The organism is Pseudorhodobacter wandonensis (assembly GCF_001202035.1).
GTDB classification, from domain to species: Bacteria; Pseudomonadota; Alphaproteobacteria; order Rhodobacterales; family Rhodobacteraceae; genus Pseudorhodobacter; species Pseudorhodobacter wandonensis.
This window is the reverse complement of the sequence record NZ_LGHT01000025.1, coordinates 183,417-201,940: the sequence shown is the minus strand read 5'-3', so window position 1 is coordinate 201,940 and position 18,524 is coordinate 183,417. Positions and strand designations below refer to the sequence as shown.

Annotated in this window: 15 protein-coding genes; 9 read left to right on the top strand and 6 right to left on the bottom strand. The window is 58.7% G+C overall.

All coding sequences use genetic code 11. The features are described from left to right. The first annotated feature begins 239 nt into the window (after positions 1–239). From AKU79_RS04985 to der, 3 genes are all read left to right on the top strand, one after another. A complete protein-coding gene (locus tag AKU79_RS04985; RefSeq protein ID WP_050522463.1) occupies positions 240–899 on the top strand; it encodes a hypothetical protein in 660 nt (219 codons plus the stop codon). 108 nt (positions 900–1,007) lie between these two features. Next, positions 1,008–2,375 carry an outer membrane protein assembly factor BamB family protein gene (locus AKU79_RS04980; protein WP_050522462.1) on the top strand — a complete coding sequence of 456 codons (1,368 nt, stop codon included), beginning with the start codon at positions 1,008–1,010 and terminating at the stop codon, positions 2,373–2,375. 120 nt (positions 2,376–2,495) lie between these two features. Next, complete coding sequence (der, locus tag AKU79_RS04975) at positions 2,496–3,974, top strand: ribosome biogenesis GTPase Der (protein ID WP_050522461.1); 1,479 nt, start codon at positions 2,496–2,498, stop codon at positions 3,972–3,974. Positions 3,975–4,000: 26 nt separating this feature from the next. Here the strand turns inward: der and AKU79_RS04970 are convergent, their stop codons facing one another. The 6 genes from AKU79_RS04970 to miaA all read right to left on the bottom strand — a co-directional run bounded on the left by AKU79_RS04970 (position 4,001) and on the right by miaA (position 12,264). Next, entirely contained in the window at positions 4,001–6,088 is a 2,088-nt protein-coding gene (locus tag AKU79_RS04970; RefSeq protein WP_050522460.1) for an ABC transporter ATP-binding protein, read from the bottom strand. Between the two features lie 94 nt (positions 6,089–6,182). Then, positions 6,183–7,340 carry an ABC transporter permease gene (locus tag AKU79_RS04965; protein WP_050522459.1) on the bottom strand — a complete coding sequence of 386 codons (1,158 nt, stop codon included), beginning with the start codon at positions 7,338–7,340 and terminating at the stop codon, positions 6,183–6,185. A 12-nt stretch (positions 7,341–7,352) separates the two neighbouring features. Then, positions 7,353–8,435 (bottom strand): ABC transporter permease, encoded by a 1,083-nt coding sequence (locus AKU79_RS04960; RefSeq protein ID WP_050522458.1) that lies wholly within the window; start codon positions 8,433–8,435, stop codon positions 7,353–7,355. A 114-nt stretch (positions 8,436–8,549) separates the two neighbouring features. Next, on the bottom strand, positions 8,550–10,199 hold the full coding sequence (locus tag AKU79_RS04955; protein WP_050522457.1) for an ABC transporter substrate-binding protein: 1,650 nt from the start codon (positions 10,197–10,199) through the stop codon (positions 8,550–8,552). A 220-nt stretch (positions 10,200–10,419) separates the two neighbouring features. Beyond that, on the bottom strand, positions 10,420–11,217 hold the full coding sequence (locus tag AKU79_RS04950) for an AraC family transcriptional regulator (protein WP_050522456.1): 798 nt from the start codon (positions 11,215–11,217) through the stop codon (positions 10,420–10,422). A gap of 135 nt (positions 11,218–11,352) precedes the next feature. After that, complete coding sequence (miaA, locus tag AKU79_RS04945) at positions 11,353–12,264, bottom strand: tRNA (adenosine(37)-N6)-dimethylallyltransferase MiaA (protein ID WP_050522455.1); 912 nt, start codon at positions 12,262–12,264, stop codon at positions 11,353–11,355. A gap of 233 nt (positions 12,265–12,497) precedes the next feature. Between miaA and pyrH the strand changes: the two genes are divergently transcribed. The 6 genes from pyrH (at position 12,498) to rseP (ending at position 18,062) form a co-directional block, all read left to right on the top strand. Continuing rightward, positions 12,498–13,232: a UMP kinase gene (gene pyrH, locus AKU79_RS04940; RefSeq protein WP_050522747.1), complete on the top strand. Its 735-nt coding sequence runs from the start codon at positions 12,498–12,500 to the stop codon at positions 13,230–13,232. Between the two features lie 94 nt (positions 13,233–13,326). Beyond that, positions 13,327–13,890, top strand: coding sequence for a ribosome recycling factor (gene frr / locus AKU79_RS04935; protein ID WP_050522454.1), 564 nt, complete (start codon positions 13,327–13,329; stop codon positions 13,888–13,890). Between the two features lie 112 nt (positions 13,891–14,002). Further along, complete coding sequence (gene uppS / locus AKU79_RS04930) at positions 14,003–14,677, top strand: polyprenyl diphosphate synthase (RefSeq protein ID WP_082223929.1); 675 nt, start codon at positions 14,003–14,005, stop codon at positions 14,675–14,677. Beyond that, the gene (locus AKU79_RS04925; protein WP_050522452.1) at positions 14,677–15,513 is read left to right on the top strand and encodes a phosphatidate cytidylyltransferase; all 837 of its coding nucleotides are present in this window, start codon (positions 14,677–14,679) and stop codon (positions 15,511–15,513) included. Before uppS ends, AKU79_RS04925 begins: the two co-directional genes overlap by 1 nt. A gap of 3 nt (positions 15,514–15,516) precedes the next feature. After that, complete coding sequence (dxr, locus tag AKU79_RS04920) at positions 15,517–16,701, top strand: 1-deoxy-D-xylulose-5-phosphate reductoisomerase (protein ID WP_050522451.1); 1,185 nt, start codon at positions 15,517–15,519, stop codon at positions 16,699–16,701. A 5-nt stretch (positions 16,702–16,706) separates the two neighbouring features. After that, complete coding sequence (rseP, locus tag AKU79_RS04915) at positions 16,707–18,062, top strand: RIP metalloprotease RseP (RefSeq protein WP_050522450.1); 1,356 nt, start codon at positions 16,707–16,709, stop codon at positions 18,060–18,062. Positions 18,063–18,524: the final 462 nt, after the last annotated feature.

Here is an 18,524-nt window from a genome sequence, read left to right as displayed (position 1 = left end):
ATACATTTCAGCGCAAGCGCGCTAAACTATTATGTTCAGGGTAAACTTTTTCACCAATGCTCGCAAGCCGCGCCCTTAGCGTGCGAAACCCTTGGCTTTGCGACCCGAATAGGAAAAATTGCGCCCAATTCAAAAGAAATGCCGGTGATCACGGCACGAAGCTTGCGCCGGCGGCGGGGCAGGGCTTGGCAAGCCCTTGGCCTTGCGTGTAAGACAGTTGCAAAGAATTGGAGACAGGCGTGAGCGACACAGAAAGCTTTATCGAAGAGGTCACCGAAGAGGTTCGCCGCGACCGGCTGTTTGCGACCTTCCGCAAGTATGGCTGGATTGGCGCGGTTTTGGTGATCGGCATCGTGGGCGGTGCCGCCTATACCGAATGGACCAAAGCCACCCATGCGACCGAAGCCAAAGCCTTTGGTGACGGGCTGCTGACCGCATTGGATGAAAACAGCCCCGATGCACGCCGCAAAGCGCTGGTGGATGCTGCAAGCACAGCAGGTGGCAACCCCGACCGTCTTGCCATTCAAAAGTTGATGCTGGCCTCGGACGTGGTTGGCGACAAAGCCGGCTCTTTGGCTGCACTTGACGCTGTGGCCAATGATGCCACCGTGCCGCAGCTCTATCGTGATCTGGCGGTTTTGCGCCGTGTCATCCTTGCAGGCGCGGATATGGATGTCTCATCCCGCCGCGCGGCGCTTGACCCGCTGACCGCACCGGGGCGCGCCTTCCGCACGCTGGCGTTGGAACAACTGGCCTACCTGTCGATAGAGGCAGGCGAACCGGATGCCGCGCTCAAGCAATTGCAAACCCTCTCGACCGACCAAGAGGCCCCGACCGGTTTGCGCCAACGCGCAGGCCAGATGATCGAGGCACTGGGCGGACAAATCGAAAAAAGTTAGGCTATGGCAGGCAGGCCGGTAACACAGGCTTGCTTTCACTTCTCGGCACAGAGAACATAGAGACAGAACATACTGCGCAACCGGCGCTGGACAAAGGGCAGACAGGATATGAACGCTTTTTCTGACACGCGGACCAAATCGGGCAAAACCCTGTGCTTGCTGGCTGGGCTTGCTTTGCTCGCTGGATGCGAAAAGGAGCTTATCTTGCAAGGCGAGCGGTTCAATGCCCGTGCGCCCCTAAGCGAAAGCATGGTAGAAGAGGGCAAAGCCGCCCCCACCGATACATTCGGGGTTGTTGAAAACAAATCCGTCCCGATCAGCATTCCTGCCGCTCGCGTCAATGCCGATTGGACGCATCGCTCGGATAACGCCCAGCATTTGTTGCCAAATGCTACGCTCTCTGCTGCACCTGTGCGCATCTGGTCGGCAGATATCGGCAAAGGCAACAGCCGCCAATACCGCATCAGCGCCGCCCCGATTGTCGCCGATGGTCGTGTATTTGCGATGGATGCCGCGACTGGCCTGACGGCAGTTTCGACCGCGGGCGCAAAACTCTGGTCAATCGATCTTGCGCCAGATGGCGCGCGTGGTCCGGCGCTGTCGGGCGGTGGCCTTGCCTATGGCAGCGGCCGCGTGTTTGCGTCAACCGGCAACGGCGAATTGATCGCCCTTGACCCTGCCAGCGGCGGCGTAGTCTGGCGGCAAAAGCTGGGTGCCCCTGCCGCCGGTGCGCCAACCGTCGAAGACGGCTTGGTCTATGTGGTCGGCCGTGACGGCACCGGATGGGCGGTCAGCGCCAAAGACGGAAAGGTCGAATGGCAAGTGGCGGGAACGGCCTCGGTCACCGGTATGATCGGCGCAGGTGCGCCTGTGGTTACACCGCGCACGGTTCTGTTCCCCTTCGACTCGGGTGATCTTGTCGCTGTCTTGAAAAAGGGCGGGCTAAAGCTCTGGTCGGCCAGCATTGCGGGCGCGCGCTTGGGCCGTGGCTATACCGGCGTCACCGATATTGCCGGCGATCCGGTGGTTGACGGTGCTGTCACCTATGTCGGCAACCAAAGCGGCCGCGTCAGCGCGATCGAAACCGCAACCGGCAATGAGATCTGGTCCGCGCGCGAAGCAGCCTATGGCGCCGTCTTGCCCGTTGGCGGTTCGGTGTTCCTGATCTCGGATGAGGCAAAGCTGGTGCGCCTTGATGCCAATACGGGTGAGGTAATCTGGGAAACCGAAATGCCCTACTATACCACCGCCAAAGAAAAGAAACGTGCGCCGATTACCGCCCATTATGGCCCCGTTCTGGCAGGTGGCCGCTTGGTCGTCGCTTCGGGTGACGGGCTGATCCGCATGTTCAACCCGACTGATGGCACACTTGCAGGCTCGGTCGCGTTGCCAGGCGGGGCTGCGTCCTCACCGGCATTGGCGGGGGGTGTTTTGTATGTGGTGTCGGGCAACGGCCAACTTCAGGCTTTCCGTTGACGCCCAAGCCGTGTATGGCCTACGGCTTGATGATCTGACCCAATCCCCTGCAAAGGGGCAAAACCGACCTGTGCCCCCTGCAAACGGGCGATTCCTATACCTGCCCCCGGAGGGGCCAAGATGAGCTTTACCCTCGCCATAGTTGGCCGCCCCAATGTGGGCAAATCTACGTTGTTCAACCGCCTTGTGGGGCGCAAACTCGCGCTGGTCGATGACCAGCCGGGCGTGACCCGTGACTTGCGCGAAGGCGACGGCAAAATCTTTGACCTGCGCTTTACCGTGATCGACACGGCAGGGCTTGAAGATGTCACCGATGACAGCCTTCAGGGCCGCATGCGCCGCCTGACCGAACGCGCGGTTGATATGGCCGATGTCTGCCTGTTCTTGCTGGATGGCCGCGTTGGCGTGACCGGCACGGATGAGGTGTTTGCTGACATTCTGCGCAAAAAAGGCGCGCGGGTGATCGTTGGCGTGAATAAATCAGAAGGCAAAGCTGGTGATGCCGGCGCGATTGACGCGTGGTCTTTGGGCCTTGGCGAACCGCTTCGCATTTCGGCCGAACATGGCGAAGGCATCGATGATCTCTATCGCTTGCTGCGCCCGATTGGCGATGAGTTTCAGGAACGCGCCGAGGCCGATGCGCCGTTGGTTGACATCGACATCCCCGAGGATGAGGCCGATCAAGAGGCCGATCCCGAATGGCACAAACCCACAGCCGCCAAGCCGCTGCAAATCGCAGTGATCGGTCGGCCGAACGCTGGCAAATCTACCCTGATCAACAAGATCATCGGTGAAGACCGCTTGTTAACCGGCCCCGAGGCGGGAATCACCCGCGACGCGATCTCGGTCAAAACCGAATGGTATGGCACGCCGACGCGGATTTTTGACACCGCAGGTATGCGCAAAAAGGCACGTATCAGCGACAAGATCGAAAAAATGTCGGTCTCGGACGGCTTGCGCGCCGTGCGCTTTGCCGAGGTGATCGTCGTGTTGCTGGATGTGGAAATCCCGTTTGAACAACAGGATCTGCGCATCGCCGACTTTGCCGAGACCGAAGGCCGCGCCGTCGTCGTTGCTGTGAACAAATGGGACCTTGAGGACGAAAAGCAGGAAAAACTGGCCGAGCTGCGCGAAAGCTTTGAGCGTTTGTTGCCGCAGTTGCGTGGCGCGCCGCTTGTCACCGTTTCTGCCAAAACCGGCCGCGGGCTGGACCGGCTGCACACGGCCATCATGCGCGCGCATGACATCTGGAACCGCCGCATCCCGACCAACCGCTTGAACACCTGGTTGCAAGCGATGACCGAGGCGCACCCGCCTCCGGCCCCCGGCGGCCGCCGCATCAAACTGCGCTATATGACACAGGTAAAAACCCGTCCACCGGGCTTTATTGTAATGTGCTCGCACCCCGATCTGATGCAGGAAAGCTATAAGCGTTATCTGGTCAATGGCTTGCGTGACCATTTTGATATGCCCGGCACGCCAATCCGTATCACGCTGCGCGGGCAGGGCGACCGGAACCCCTTTAAGGATAAAAAGTTCCATACGCCATCGCGCTTGCGCAAGCACAAGGCGTCCAAAGACCCAGATCAGCGGTTTTAGACAAAAGGGGCCAGTTGGCCCCTTTTTCATTCGGCCGCGATGGTGATAACCGGCTCCATCTCGGTCAAAATATCGTCGGACAGATGGCACTTGATCTGATGACCGGTTGCCAGATGCTTGACCGGTGGCACCTCGCGGTCGCAAAGCCCGTTTGGCACCTGATCTTTCCAACGGCACCGCGTCTGGAACGGGCAACCGGGCGGCGGGTTCATCGCCGACGGAATATCACCCTCCAAGACAATCCGCTTTTTAATCACGCGTGTGTCGGCAATCGGCACCGCCGACAGCAGCGCCTCGGTATAGGGATGATAGGGCGGGCTAAACACCTGATCGGTGGTGCCCAGTTCGACGACATGTCCCAGATACATCACCATCACGCGGTCCGCGAGGTAGCGCACGATCGACAAATCATGGCTGATGAACAGCAGGGTCGTGCGGTTCTTGCGCTGGATTTCCATCAGCAAATCCGTAACAGCCGCCTGCACCGACACATCCAGCGCAGACACCGGTTCATCCGCGACCACAATCTTGGCCCCGCCGGCAAAGGCCCGTGCAATACCAACGCGCTGCTTTTGCCCGCCCGAAAGCTGACGCGGCATACGGTCGGCAAACTCGCGCGGCAGCTTTACAAGGTCCATCAGTTCCAGCATGCGATTGCGACGCTCTTCGTCCGAATTGCCTTCGCCAAAAATCTCCAGCGCCCGAATGATCTGCCGCCCGACCGTCATCGACGGGTTCAGCGTGTCAAACGGGTTTTGAAACACCATCTGCACCGAAGACACCGTATCCACTGCGCGCTTTTCAATCGGTGTGTCTTGAATATCCTGATTATAAAGGAAAATCTTGCCGCTGGTCGCGGTTTCCAACCCCATCAGCACCTTGGCAAAGGTCGATTTTCCGCATCCGGATTCGCCTACAATCGCCAAGGTTTCACCTTCGCGCGCCTCAAACGACAGCGTTTCATTGGCTTTGACAACCTTTTGTGCGCCACCGCCAAACAGCGAGCCGCCGCTGACCTCGTAATATTTGCGCAGGTCTTCCATTTTCAAGACGACCTCGCCCACAGGCGTTCTTTCGGTTGTTTTGACCGCCGCCAAAGGCGCGTTCCAGTCGATCTCGGCGAATTTCACGCAGCGTGAGGCATGCCTGTCGCCACCGGTATCACCCATCGGAACCGGCCCCGCATCGCAGCGCCCTGCCTCAAAGTAATCACAACGCGGGCCAAAGTTGCAGCCCTTGGGGCGTTCATGCGGCAGTGGAAAGTTGCCGGGAATGGCGACCAGAGGACGCGAATTTTTGTCAGCCGTCGGCAGCGGGATAGAGCGGAACAGCGCCTGCGTATAGGGGTGACGCATTTTGTCAAAGACTTCGGCGACATTGCCGGTCTCAACCGCCTCGCCGGAATACATCACGCATAACCGGTTGCAAACATCCAGAACCAGCCCGAGGTTGTGGCTGATAAACAGCATCGAAGTGCCGTATTTCTTGCCCAAATCCTTAACCAGATCAACGATCCCCGCCTCGACCGTCACATCAAGCGCGGTCGTGGGTTCGTCCAAAATCAACAACGCGGGCTTTGACATCAAGGCCATGGCGATGACGATGCGCTGTTGCTGCCCGCCCGAAAGCTGATGCGGATAGGCGTTCACAATGCGATCAGGGTCCGGCAGGCGGACATCGGCCACGATTTGCCGCGCCAGCGCCCAAGCGTCCGTTTTGGACATGCCTTCATGGATCATCGGCACTTCGGCCAGCTGCGCGCCGACAGTCATCGCGGGGTTCAGGCTGGCCATCGGCTCTTGGTAGATCATCGCAATTTCCGAGCCGCGCAACTGGCGCAACTCTTCCTCGCCCATCGTGGTCAGGTCGCGGCCTTTGAACTTGATTGTACCTGCGACGATTTTGCCGTTCTTGCCAAGGTCGCGCATGACGGCAAGGGCAACGGTCGATTTGCCACATCCGGATTCGCCTACCAACCCCATCGCCTCGCCCGCCATCACGGTGCAGGAAAAATCCATCACGGCAGGGATTTCGCGCAGGCGGGTGAAGAAAGAAATCGAGAGGTTGGTGATCTCGAGGATGGGTTGGGACGGGTCCCATTCGGTTTTGCTCATGTTTGTCTCCTGTTGCGGAGGGAGGCTGCTTGGCCGGCGCCGGGGGCTGTCTGCCCCCGGACCCCCGAGGATATTTGTGGATAGATGATACGCATCAATCTTTCATGCTTTCTTCGCGCAGCCCGTCGGCGAGGAGGTTGAGGCCGAGAACCAGGCTCATCAAGGCAATGGCCGGAACCACGGCAGGGTGCGGGAAAATTGACAGCAGGCGGCGGCCATCATTGATGGTAGAGCCCCAATCAGGCGACTCGGGGCTGACGCCGAGGCCGAAAAAGCCGAGTGTGCCGAGCAGGATGGTGGTGTAGCCGATGCGCAGGCAGAAATCGACAATAAGGGGGCCACGGGCGTTGGGCAGGATTTCCCACAGCATGATGTACCATGCGCCTTCGCCACGGGTTTGACCGGCGGCAACGTAATCACGCGAGCGCAGATCCAGCACAATGCCGCGCACGATGCGAAAGACCGTAGGCGCATTGACGAAAACCACAGCAACAAAGACGTTCAGCAGGTTCGGGTCCATCGACCAGACGCCCAAGGGGTCGGCGTTGAAAGCAAGGCCGGAATAGGCCCAGAGACCGATAACCAGCGTGATGCCAACATAGAGGTTGCGGCGTTTGGGATCGGTGAAGAACCGGCTTTGGAACAGGGTCACAAGAAAGATGACCGGGAAGATAAAGAGCACTGCCGCAAGGATGACCGGGATGCCGGTATCGCGGATTTCAGGCGTGACCAGAAGGTAAAACAGCAAGATCACCGGGAAGGCCAGCACAAGATTGGCCAGAAACGACAAGCCGGTATCAAGCTTGCCCGCGAAATACCCCGCAGGCAGGCCCAAGGTAATACCCACCATAAAGGCAAACAGCGTGGCAGCGGGGGCAATGGCCAACACGCGGCGCGCGCCCATGACCACGCGGCTGAACACATCGCGCGCAAGGTTATCGCCGCCCAGCAGGTAATAGGCGTAAGTGCTGCCATCGGGGGCAGGGGTGCCGGGTGGCTTATTCTTCATACCCGAGAGCTGGCCCAGCGGGTCATGGGTGATGATCTGGTCGGCCAAAAGCGCCGTAAACACCCAAAACATCACGATGCCAAAGCCTATCATGCCGACCCGGCTGTCAAACAGCTTGCCATACAGGCCAAGACGGCGGCGGAAATGCATCGAGACGGCGAAAGTTACGATCAGTGCGGCCCAAACCGGCCAGAACTGGATTGCCATTTGGGCGAATATGCCGCCCCAGCCAAGCTTTTCCATATTGGGTCCTCCTCAGGAAATCCGGATGCGGGGGTTAAGGAAGGCATAGCCGATGTCGGAAATCAGTTGGGTGACCAGCACCACAACAACCGCCACGACCGAGCATGAGAGCAGCAGCTCGATGTCATTATTGCCGGCGCCTTGCACCAGTGTCCATCCGAAGCCTTTGTAATTAAACAAGGTTTCCACGATAACAACACCGTTCAGCAGCCATGGAAATTGCAGCATGATCACCGTAAACGGCGCAATCAACGCATTGCGCAGTGCGTGGCGGATGACCACTTGTCGAAACGACACGCCCTTTAGCCTTGCGGTGCGGATATATTGCGCTGTCATCACCTCGGTCATCGAGGCGCGGGTCATGCGGGCAATATAGCCCATGCCATAAAGCGCAACAGTGATGACCGGCAGGCCGAAATTCCAGAATGTGATTTCATCCATTGCGCTGGTGGCGGTGCCTTGGAACAAGGTGCGGCCCTCTATCCAGCCCCAATCGGCCAGGATCGGCGAAATGCCCGCCGTGGCGCTGGCCAAGACCACGATCAGAATAACCCCAGACACATATTCCGGTGTGGCGGTTGTTGCGATGGCCACCGTTGACAGCACGCGGTCTGTGCGCGAGCCTTCGCGCATTCCGGCCAGCACGCCCAAGGTCAGCGCCGATGGCACCATGATGATCATCACCCACAGCATCAACCAGCCTGTTGCGCCAAGCGCGCGGCCCAAAATCTCGGATACGGGGCGTTTGAATACGGTAGATTGCCCCCAGTTTCCCTGTAAGACGCCGCAAAACCGCGGTGCATCGGCGGCGGGCATTGCGGCGGTGATGCAGCGGCCGGTTGTCTCGCCGTCAATCTCTTTGGTCCAGCCGGGCATAGCACCCAGCCACTGGCCATAACGAACAATCAGTGGCTGCGCATAGCCGTTGTTTTCCAGCCAACTGGCCACCTGCGCATCCGACATCCGCACCGAACCTTCAGACCGCGCCAGTTTTTCAAGATTGGGTGTCAGGTTTGTCAGGAAAAACACGATGAACGTCAGGCACAAAGCTGTCAGCAGCATGATACCAAAACGTCGGATCAGGAACATTGCCATTGGGTATCCTTCCCCTGCGCCCCGCAGGAGTTGCGTGATTGGTACAGCCGCAAGGCCGCACCATGCAGTGCAAACGAGAAAAGGGGGCAGGCTTGCCCCCTTTGACGCGCCGGATTACGCTGCGATCCACCACTTGTAGTGGTGATGCTCAAAGGTCGCATGCATGTCGGCACCCTTAACCTTGGGGTCAAAGTGACGATAGAGCGAGCGCCAATAAGGCTGGATCAGCACGCCTTGCTCTTGCATGATTTCCTCAAGGCGTTTCATCACCTCGCTGCGCTTGGCTGCATCCGAAATCGAATTGGCCTTGGCCAGCAATGTGTCAAATTCCTCATTGCTAAAGGCCGCTTCATTCCACGCCTCGCCGCTGCGATAGGCCAGCGACAGAATTTGCACACCCAGCGGGCGCATGTTCCATTCGGTGGCCGAGAACGGATATTTCAGCCAGTCATTCCAAAAGGTTGATCCGGGCAGAACCGTCCGCTTGATCTTGATCCCTGCATCGCGGATTTGCGCCGCAACGGCATCACAGGTCGCCGCTTGCCAGGCATCATCAATCGACTTCAGCTCGAACTCGTGGTCCGCCATGCCTGCCTCGGTCAGCAAGGCAAGGGCGCCGGCCGGATCGGCCTTTAGCGGTGGCAACTTGGCGTATTCCGGGTGGATAGGGCAAACATGGTGGTTTTCAGCCACGGTCCCAAGGCCGTTATAGCCCAGTTCCAGAATGACATTGTTATCCACCGCCATCGACAAGGCCTTGCGCACGCGCACGTCCTTATATTCCTCGGCATCTTGGTTAAACCGCACCGCCAGCGTTGCTGCGGTCACAACCTCGGATTTCTCCCAGCCAAGGCCGTCGAGGATATCGATAAAGTCGCCGGTGGTCTGATACGTCGCGTCAATCTCGCCCGAACCGGCAGCTGCAACCGCGGCCGAAGGGTCGGTGCCAAGGTCGATATATTCGACCTTATCCAGATACGGGCCGCCATAAACATCGGTTCCCCACCATGGGTGATCCGCGTTGCGTGCCAGCACCTGACGCACGCCAACCTCGTTGGTTTCTGGCAAATACGGGCCGGTGCCAATCGGGTTAGCCGAAGGATCGCCTGTCTCATAGCTGGAATGCACCACTGCGGCCGGATAATCCGCCATGCCGACGATAATCGAAATATCGGGCGCGTTCAGCGTGATCTTGATGGTATGGTCATCGACCACCTCGATCGCACCGTCATTGGCAAGCTTGGTTTCGGCATTGATCAAGGCATTCATCCGCCCGGCCATAGAGTTGCCTTCGACATTGCCATCGCACCAACGGGTCAGATTGCGTGCCACATCTGCGGCGGTGAAATCGTCGCCATTGTTCCACTTGACGCCTTTGCGAACGTTCAAGGTATAGGATGTGGCATCCTCATTGGCTTCCCAGCTTTCCAGCAGCATCCCGCGCAAGGAACCGTCGCTGTTATACTCAACCAGATATTCCAGCCAGCCACGGGTAAAGTTGGCGATCTGGCTCCAATCGGCGGTGCGCGGATCTTTCAGGCCTTTGGTTTCCATTTCCATGCGCAGCGTGCCGCCCATGGTGGGGGTCTCGCCTGCGGCATTCGCTTCCGGCGCGGTCAGGCCCAGCAGGCCATAGGCGGCAGGGGCGGCCACGCCCAGCGCCGAGGCGCGGGTCAAGAATTCCCGGCGGCTCATCGTGCCGGCCTCAACTTCGGCGGCATAGGCGATGGCGGCGGGGTGGTGCTTTGTGGTGACGTCGTTCATTTCGTACGAATCTCCCTAATTGTAGTGTTTCAAAATTCAGCCAAGGCCGTTTCGAAACTTGTTTTTATGAGGCGCAGCGCAAGCGCATGCAGCGTCCTCTCCATACGGGCACGATTTTCAATGACGGTCAACGACGAAATTCGCCTGAAATTCGCACAAAAGCGACATCAAGCCCCGCCAAAGGGCAGGTTCAAAAACGCAAATCTGCGCCTTGCTTTGGTTACTTCTCTTTGCGGAAGGCCGATGGCGATTTGCCGGTTTTGTGCTGGAATGCGCGCGTGAAATAGGCGGGCGAGGCAAAACCCAGCGCCGTCGCAATCTGCCCGACGGGGATTTTCGTTTCCAATAACAGGCTGCGGGCCTCGAAGATCACCCGGTCTTGCAACATGGTCGAGGCCGACTTGCCGCAGGCCTGATTACAGCAGCGCGTCAGATGGGTCGGGGTCACGCCCAGCGCGCTGGCAAAATCGGCAACCCCCATACCATCGCGGAAATTTCGTTCCAACAGGTTGGAATAGCGCGCAACAAGGCGCTGGCCCGCATCGGGGCGCTTGACCTCTTCGGCACCTTTTTGCACCTGCCTTTCCAGCCAAACCCCAAGCAAGCCCAAATAATGCAAGGTCGCGCGGTCATGCGCCGGCGTGTCGCTGGTCATCTCGCGCACAATCGCATCAAGCGTGACGTTCAACTCCTGCTGCACAAACGTCTCGCGCACCCGCAGATGCTGCGGCGCGGTTGGCAGCGTGATGTCGCAATTCTTGCCGAAATATACGGCTGTCCCGAACACCTGCGGCCCCACTTCGAAACCGTGCATCACCCCTGCCGGAATGAACACCGCGTTATTGGCAGTATAGCCGCGGGTCGAGCCCGCAATCGTGATCCGCCCCTGACCTTTGGTAAACCACAGCAACAGCGGCTCAGACAGCGCCCGCATCGCCTCAACCCGCCACCGCCCGTTCGCGGCCAGCCGCGGAATGGCAATCACACGCAATTGGGAAATGGCTGAAAGATCTTGCATGGCTATAGGGTCCAGGTGTGTTGGCAAATGCTGCGTTGCAATAGGTTAACAACCACTTTGCCCGATACCCAAGGACAAAATGACAAAAATCGAACCAATCCACAGATCTATCCACAGCTTTGGTCGATTTCAGCCCTAAAACGTGGCCGGATCAAGCGCTTTCCACTGTTTCATCCGGTTTCGAAACCAGGTGCGCTGGCGTTTTGCATATTGGCGCGTGGCAATTTTGGCCGCCTCGACCGCTGCCTCGCGCGACATCTCGCCCCGCAAATGCGCAACCAGTTCCGGCGCACCGATGGCCCGCGCAGATGCCCGCGTCGGTTGCCAGAATGGCAATTCGGCCCGCACTTCGTCCAACGCGCCCAAATCCATCATCTGGTCAAACCGCATGTCAATCCGCGCGTTCAACCAATCGACCTGCGGCCGCAACACAATCGGCACAACGCTGTCCAAAGGCATTAGCGCAGGCGCGGTCTCGTCTTGCCACGCCGCCAATCCGCGCCCGGTGGTTTGCAACACCTCCCAGGCCCGTTGCACCCGTGCAGGGTTCATCACATCGATTCGTGCCGCAGTGACGCTGTCCAACTCGGCCAAAAGCGCTGCATTACCCTCGGTTACCATCCGCGCATCCGCCAGCGCCCGCACCGCCGCAGGCGTTGCCGGTATCTCGGCCAAACCATCAGTCAATGCACTGAAATACAGACCCGTCCCGCCCACAATAACCGGCCGCATTCCTTCGGCCAGTACCGTCTGCACCTCGCGCAACCAATGACCAACCGAATAAGGCTGGTCGCGCCCGACGTGGCCATACAGCCGGTGGGGCAGGGCGGCTTCTTCCTCGACACTCGGGCGCGCCGTCAGCACCCGCCAACAGCTGTACACCTGCAAGGCATCCGCATTCACCACAACCCCGCCAGAGCGCGCGACAATCTTGGCAGCCAGCGCTGACTTCCCGCTTGCCGTGGGGCCGGCAATCAATACCGGCGTTTCGGCGGGAATATCCCCGACAATAGATAAAGTCTCAATCACTTCGGCCCCATGCTTCATCTTGGCCCCAAATACCTCCGGGGGGAATTGCCCGTCAGGGCAAGGGGGGCAGGCAGCCCCCGCCACCCTTTCCCCGCAACCCTTCTCCTCGGGCTCTACGCCCATCCAACCAAATCATTGCCCGTTCAATGCCCGATCTATGGTTGAACCTTGCCCCGTTTTGCGACATTTTACACCGCAGTCCAAGCCGTGATCTGCAACAGATCCGCGCCAGCCAGTCAGGAACCCGTTCAATGCCCGTCAATCTTTCCCCCGCCGACACCATCCACGGCCGCGTCATGCTTAAAATTTCGGGCGAGGCGCTGATGGGTGACCAAGGCTTTGGCTTGCACCCGCCAACTGTGGCCCGCATCGCGCAAGAGGTGAAAACCGTGCATGATCTGGGGGTTGAGATTTGCATGGTTATCGGCGGCGGCAATATCTTTCGCGGCCTGCAAGGGTCGGCGCAGGGCATGGAACGCACAACTGCCGATTATATGGGGATGCTGGCCACCGTGATGAACGCGCTGGCGATGCAGGCCGCACTCGAAGACCTCAAAATCCACACCCGCGTGATTTCCGCGATTCCCATGGATCAGGTTTGTGAACCCTATATCCGTCGCCGCGCCGTGCGCCATCTTGAAAAAAAGCGCGTTTGCATCTTTGCGGCAGGCACCGGAAACCCCTATTTCACCACCGATACAGCAGCGACTTTGCGCGCCAATGAAATGGCCTGCGAGGCGATTTTCAAAGGCACCAAAGTTGATGGCGTCTATGACAAAGACCCAAAGAAACATGCCGATGCCAAGCGCTATGATACTGTAACTTATGACGAAGTGCTGCAAAAACACCTCGGCGTCATGGATGCCAGCGCCATCGCCCTTGCCCGTGACAATAACTTGCCGATCATCGTGTTCAGTCTGGATGAACCCGGCGGTTTCCGCGGTATTCTGGCCGGCAAAGGCACCTATACCAAGGTGCATGGCTAGGCCTGTAACCCTTCTTCTATACATAGGCCATTCTTGGGTCTATAAGCAGTAAAACGCGCCCGAACGGGGGCTCTAACCGTGCTAAGAGGCTATAATGTCAGACGATTTCATGCTTGATACCGACGATCTGGAACGCCGGATGGAGGGCGCGCACACGGCGCTGCGCGCTGAATTCGGCACGCTGCGCACCGGTCGCGGCTCGGCCTCGATGGTTGATCCTATCATGGTTGATGCCTACGGCTCGCTTACACCGCTCAATCAGGTTGCGACCGTCAACGTGCCCGAACCGCGTATGGTTACGATCAACGTCTGGGACAAAGGCCTTGTCGGCAAAGTTGAAAAGGCTATCCGCGAATCCGGCCTCGGCATCAACCCGCAGTTGAACGGCACCATTATCATGCTGCCCATTCCAGAACTGAACGAAGAACGCCGCCGCGAGCTGACCAAAGTGGCCGGCCAATATGCCGAAAGCGCCAAAGTCTCGATCCGCAACATCCGCCGCGATGGCATGGATCAGGTGAAAAAGGCCAAGGCCGATGGTATTTCCGAAGATGACCAGAAGTTCTGGGAAAGCACCGTACAAGAGCTGACAGACAAAGCCATTGCCGCCGTCGATAAGGCGCTTGAGGCCAAGCAACAGGAAATCATGCAGGTTTAACGGCGTTAGCGATTATGTAACCCATCGTCTATCCGACCGAGTATAAGGCGTGCCAGTGTCAGCAACTACAACCCCCATCAAGGCCCAGCCGGTCGAGCATGTCGCCATTATTATGGATGGCAATGGTCGCTGGGCCACCAATCGCGGTTGGCCGCGGCTGGTTGGCCACCGCAAAGGGGCGGAACGTGTCAAGCAAATCGTCACGGCCGCACCTGATTTGGGGATCAAGTGGTTAACGGTTTTTGCCTTCTCAACCGAAAACTGGCGGCGCTCGACCGAGGAAGTCCTCGGCCTCATGTCGATTTTCGCGCGTTACATCCAGCGCGAGTCTGACCGTATGGCCTCCGAAGGGGTGCGCGTGCGCTTTATCGGTGATCGCACGAAACTCGACCCCAAGCTGCGCAAGCTGATGTCCGGAATCGAGGCGCGCACCGCCGAATTTTCCCGCCTGAACCTGACAGTCGCCATCAACTACGGCGGCCGCGACGAAATTCTGCGTGCAACACGTGGCATGATGCAAGACGTGGCCGAAGGGCGGCTGAAACCCGAAGACGTGACCGAAGACGCAATCTCGGCGCGGCTTGATACCGGCGGCATTCCAGACCCCGATCTGGTGATCCGCACCTCGGGCGAAACCCGCACGTCAAACTTTCTGGTCTGGCAATCCATCTACGCCGAATATGAATTCACCCCGACCCTCTGGCCCGATTTCGGCCCGCAGGAACTGGCTGACATCTTGGTCCGCTTTGGCAATCGCGAGCGGCGTTTCGGAGGGGTATCCCCATAATGACAGATCCCGCAAACAGCCCCGCAAACCGCTGGCAAGACCTGCGTCCCCGAATGCTCTCGGCTGCGGTGATGATCTGTGTCGCCACCATCGGTATCTGGGCCGGCGGTGTCGTGTTTACGGCAATGGTTCTGGTGCTTGCGGCGATCATGCTGTGGGAATTGGCCAATATCACGGGCCTCAAAACCACCTACGGCCCCTTTGGCCTTTCGCCGGTACAACTGCCACTTTTGCTGGCAGCCCTTGGCGCGGTTTGCCTTGCAGTGGCGCTGGTCTCACCTTGTGCGGTTGTAATTGGCCTGCTTTTGGTGCCGTCGCTGGCCTTCCTGCTGACACCGCGCAAAGACGGCGTTTTGGCAGCTGCTTGGGCGGCAGGCGTCATGATCACGGGGTTTGGCCTGATCAGCCTGCGTCAGGATGGCGGCACAGCGGTGATTGTCTGGCTGGTGCTGGTTGTCGTCATCTCGGATGTCATGGGCTATTTCGCCGGCCGCAGCTTGGGCGGCCCCAAATTCTGGCCGGCAATCAGCCCCAAGAAAACATGGTCCGGCACAGCCGCCGGTTGGCTTGGCGCCGCCGGTATCGGGTTGGCGTTCTGGGCAACGGGCAACGCACCGGCAGGCATTATCCTGCTTTCGGCAGTTGTGTCGTTCGCGGGCCAAATGGGCGACATTGCCGAAAGCTGGATCAAACGGCGCACCGGCGTCAAAGACAGCTCGAACCTGATTCCCGGCCATGGCGGATTTTTGGACAGGTTTGACGCGATGTCAGGCGCCGTGGTGCTGGTCATGCTGCTTTCGCTGATTGTTGCCTTGCCACTGCCGACCGGGGGCTAGACCTTGCGTTCCATTTCGATTTTCGGGGCCACGGGCTCTATCGGTGAAAGCACGTTTGATCTGATCATGCGCGGTGGCGGCCCTGCGGCCTATCGCACCGTCGCCCTGACCGGCGCGCGCAATATTGCACGCTTGGCCGAAATGGCCCGCGCGCTGAACGCCGAAATTGCCGTCACAGCGCATGAGGATTGCCTGCCTGCGCTACGTGACGCATTGGCGGGCACAGGCATCGCCACAGCCGCAGGGCAGGCGGCGATTGCCGAGGCGGCAGATCGCCCTGCCGATTGGGTGATGTCGGCTATTGTGGGGGCCGCGGGCCTTGTGCCCGGAATGCGCGCCTTGCGCCACGGCGGCACATTGGCGCTGGCCAATAAAGAAAGCCTTGTTACCGCCGGCCCTTTGCTGATGGCCACCGCCGCGAAATACGGCGCGACCTTGCTGCCGGTCGATAGCGAACATTCCGCCGTGTTTCAGGCGCTGGCGGGCGAGGATAAAGCCGCCGTCGAACGTGTCATCATCACCGCTTCGGGCGGGCCGTTTCGCAACCACACGCTGGAACAGATGCAGGCGATCACACCCGCACAGGCTGTGGCGCACCCGAATTGGTCGATGGGCCAGCGCATTTCCATCGATTCCGCCTCGATGTTCAACAAAGCCTTGGAACTGATCGAAACGCGCGAGTTTTTTGGCTTTAGCCCCGATCAGATCGAGGTGATCGTCCACCCCCAATCCATCGTCCACGCGCTGATCGGCTTTAGCGATGGCGGCATCATGGCCCATCTTGGCCCCGCTGATATGCGCCACGCCATCGGCTTTGCACTGCATTGGCCGCGCCGGGGCCATGTGCCCGTGGAACGGCTTGATCTGGCCCGCCTTGCCGCGCTGAACTTTGAGGCCCCCGATCCCGTTCGTTTTCCTGCTTTGCGTCTGGCCCGTGAAGTGATGGAAACGCGCGGCCTGTCGGGTGCGGCCTTTAACGCCGCCAAGGAAATCGCGCTTGACCATTTTCTTGCAGGCAATTTGTCGTTTTTGGCCATGTCGCAGGTGGTCGAAGACACGCTTGCCCGTCTTTCGTGCCAAAATTGCCTTCAAATTGTCGCGACGACCCTTGAGGATGTGCTTGGTATGGACCATCTCGCAAGAAAGACTGCCGCAGAAGCGGTACAATCTTGGCAGCAAGGAATGTAAACGTAGTGGATTTTATGAATGTTCTCCCGACCGTCGGCAATTTTGCTTGGACGGCCGCGGCCTTTGTTGTTGCTTTGGCGATCATCGTCGCCGTGCATGAATATGGGCATTATATTGTCGGGCGCATGTCTGGCATTCATGCCGAGGTTTTTTCGCTTGGCTTTGGCCCGGTGCTGGCGTCGCGTGTTGATAAGCGCGGAACGCGCTGGCAATTGGCCGCCATTCCCTTTGGCGGTTTTGTAAAATTTCTGGGCGACTCAGATGCAGCCTCGGGCAAGGACGGGGTGGCGCTAAAAAGGCTTAGCGCGGCCGAGCGTCGGCGCAGTATGCATGGCGCGCCGCTTTGGGCGCGGGCCTCTACCGTGCTTGCCGGTCCGGTGTCCAATTTCATCCTGACCATCGCGATCTTTTGTGTCCTGACGCTCTACACAGGCGTCGCGGCAGACAGGCCAGTGGTCGGCGCAGTTGCCAGTTTGCCTGACAACGCCCAAACCCTGCAGGTCGGCGATGATATTCTGGCGATCAACGGTGCCGATACCCCTGATCTGACCAGCTTTGCCGAAGTGGCCCGCGCGCTGCCTTCCTCGGCCCGTGTCGAGTACACCATCCTTCGTGACGGTACCGTGCAAATCATTTCCGGTCCGCAACCGTTTCCCGCGATGATCGGCTCGATCGGCTTGCAGTCCGCGGCCCAAGATGCAGGTCTGGCGGTCGGTGACGTGGTGTTGTCGATCAACGACACGCCGGTTTACGCCTTTTCCGATATGGTTGCCTATGTAAAGAATTCCAAAGATACGCCGCTGTCGCTAAAAATCTGGCGTCCCGAAACCGGCGGGCAGGGCGCTGAGGTGATGGAAACCACGCTGATCCCGCGCAAATCTCTGACCCCAAAAGCGGATGGCGGCTTTGAAGAGCGCTATTTGATCGGCCTTGGCGAAGGTCTGGTCTTCACGCCCGAGCTTTATACCCCTGGCCCCATTGAAACCCTGATACTGGGGGTCGAGCGTACCTGGTCGCTGATTACAACCAATCTTTCGGGGATCATGCACCTCGTTACCGGCAAAGTTTCCTCTTGCTACATGAGCGGCCCGATCGGCATTGCCAAAGTATCCTCGGCCGCGGCCTCGCAAGGCGGGTTGACCTTTGTGATGATGATTGCAGGGCTTTCCACGGCAGTCGGCTTGATGAACCTGTTTCCGATCCCGGTGCTTGACGGTGGCCATCTGGTGTTTCACGTCTATGAAGCCGTCACCGGTAAACCGCCATCCGACTCTGTGCTCCGGATTCTGATGACAATCGGGCTTCTTTTGTTGCTATCTCTGATGGCGTTTGCTTTGGGGAATGATCTCTTTTGCCCGTAAGTGAATTGTTAACCAGTTTTTAACAATTAGGGCCGTTGCCCCAATCACGCCACATTTCACAGGTAAAATGTCTTGGTCTTGAAAGATGTAAACGGGTGAAACCAATGCAAGCGGTCATGAAAGGTTGTCGGGGGATCTCACTTTTGATGGGATTGAACTGGGACCGGCTGTTTAGCGTCGGAACGGTACTGGCAGGGCTATTGGCCGGGGCCTATCTGGGCCATGTTCTTCTGGTTCCCTGAAATAAAACGAATATTCACTGTTCCCTGTAGGGTGCCGCATAAAGTTGTGGCGCCCTTTTTTGCTGCCTCGGGAACTTATCCACAGCAAATTTGGTCAAAACCCGTGCATGTTTAACACATTGAAACAATATGGGCCTTTGCCCTTTTGACAAGCAGCCGCATTCCCGTTAGTCAGGGGCAACGGGATTAGTTATGGGGCAGAACAATGCATATTGCGGAT

Bases quoted from the DNA above. Each gene is read 5' to 3' on its own strand.
- AKU79_RS04965 (WP_050522459.1), bottom strand. From the start codon at position 7,340: ATGGAAAAGCTTGGCTGGGGCGGCATATTCGCCCAAATGGCAATCCAG.
- pyrH (WP_050522747.1), top strand. From the start codon at position 12,498: ATGCCCGTCAATCTTTCCCCCGCCGACACCATCCACGGCCGCGTCATG.
- AKU79_RS04980 (WP_050522462.1), top strand. From the start codon at position 1,008: ATGAACGCTTTTTCTGACACGCGGACCAAATCGGGCAAAACCCTGTGC.
- AKU79_RS04925 (WP_050522452.1), top strand. From the start codon at position 14,677: ATGACAGATCCCGCAAACAGCCCCGCAAACCGCTGGCAAGACCTGCGT.
- AKU79_RS04970 (WP_050522460.1), bottom strand. From the start codon at position 6,088: ATGAGCAAAACCGAATGGGACCCGTCCCAACCCATCCTCGAGATCACC.
- frr (WP_050522454.1), top strand. From the start codon at position 13,327: ATGTCAGACGATTTCATGCTTGATACCGACGATCTGGAACGCCGGATG.
- uppS (WP_082223929.1), top strand. From the start codon at position 14,003: ATGGATGGCAATGGTCGCTGGGCCACCAATCGCGGTTGGCCGCGGCTG.
- der (WP_050522461.1), top strand. From the start codon at position 2,496: ATGAGCTTTACCCTCGCCATAGTTGGCCGCCCCAATGTGGGCAAATCT.
- miaA (WP_050522455.1), bottom strand. From the start codon at position 12,264: ATGAAGCATGGGGCCGAAGTGATTGAGACTTTATCTATTGTCGGGGAT.
- AKU79_RS04960 (WP_050522458.1), bottom strand. From the start codon at position 8,435: ATGGCAATGTTCCTGATCCGACGTTTTGGTATCATGCTGCTGACAGCT.
- AKU79_RS04955 (WP_050522457.1), bottom strand. From the start codon at position 10,199: ATGAACGACGTCACCACAAAGCACCACCCCGCCGCCATCGCCTATGCC.
- AKU79_RS04950 (WP_050522456.1), bottom strand. From the start codon at position 11,217: ATGCAAGATCTTTCAGCCATTTCCCAATTGCGTGTGATTGCCATTCCG.